We start from the raw sequence: 1,091 nt of genomic DNA on the forward strand, positions 1-1,091 counted from the left end.
CCTTGTATCTTGAGTATTGCAGTCGGTAGTGGTTAGCTACCACTACCTGAAGCAGGGTGAATTTGGAACATCCCTAAGGGAAAACCCTGAGCTACAGCATAAATCCCCTGCTTCACCTTTCACGCCAGCATAGACTTTGAACGGTTGCCAGGAGCAGTTAATTCTGACTCCGCATGCACAAGGATAATGGGCGTGATGGTTACATGTGAAAGGAGATACATAATGATTCAGTTAGGGATTGATGTAGGTAAAAGCAAAATTGACCTCTGCCTTTTGCCTGAAGGCGCTAAAGGCAAAAAGAAAACCAAAGTTCTCAAAAACTCCCCTTCTGTCGCGACAGATGTCATCTCATGGCTTCTCACGAAGAAGGTTGATATCACCTGCGTCCAGGCCGTGCTGGAACCCACCGGCACTTACCACGAATATCTTGCTTATGGGCTTCACGAACAGGGAATACGAGTGGTGCTGGGCAATCCACTACGGGTCAGAGATTATGCCCGAGGTATGGGTATTCTGACCAAAACGGATACGGTAGATTCATACGTGCTCGCCTGCTATGGCGAGATGAGAAATCCGGACCCATGGGTCCCGGCTTCGCCGTCAGTCCGGGAGCTTAAAGAGTTGCTGCGCAGGCGTGATGCTCTTCTGAAAGATTCTTTGCGCGAAGAAAACCGGCTGGAAAAAATTCTCTCAACGCGCCATTCGCCGCTGGTTGAAGCATCAGTCTGCAAGATGATTACGGTGTTGAAAACCGAGCTTGGCGAAATAGAAAAACTCATTAATGACCATATCGACAGGGACCCTGACCTGAAACGGGATATGGGTTATCTCACCTCGATCAAAGGGATTGGGCCTCAGACAGGATCGAATATGCTGGTCGTACTGAGAAGTCACAATTTCAACTCTGCTCAGCAGGCTGCCGCATGGTGCGGTCTGGTGCCGAAAGAGAAGCGCTCGGGTAGCTCAGTACATTTTCGCGCACGGCTGTCAAAATCAGGCCCTCCACGCCTGAGGGCGAAGCTTTTTATCTGTGCCCTTGTGGCGATGAAGCACAATCGTCCACTGAAGGTTATGTACGAACGCATGCTGGC

At 50.0% G+C, this 1,091-nt stretch carries 1 protein-coding gene; it reads left to right on the forward strand.

Annotation, left to right across the window (positions count from 1 at the left end; genetic code table 11):
* Positions 1-222 precede the first annotated feature (222 nt).
* Positions 223-1,091, forward strand: an 869-nt coding sequence (locus EC836_RS24545; protein ID WP_123337997.1) for an IS110 family transposase, incomplete at its 3' end; no start/stop codon positions are given.

Source organism: Erwinia sp. JUb26, assembly GCF_003751505.1.
Lineage (GTDB): Bacteria > Pseudomonadota > Gammaproteobacteria > Enterobacterales > Enterobacteriaceae > Erwinia.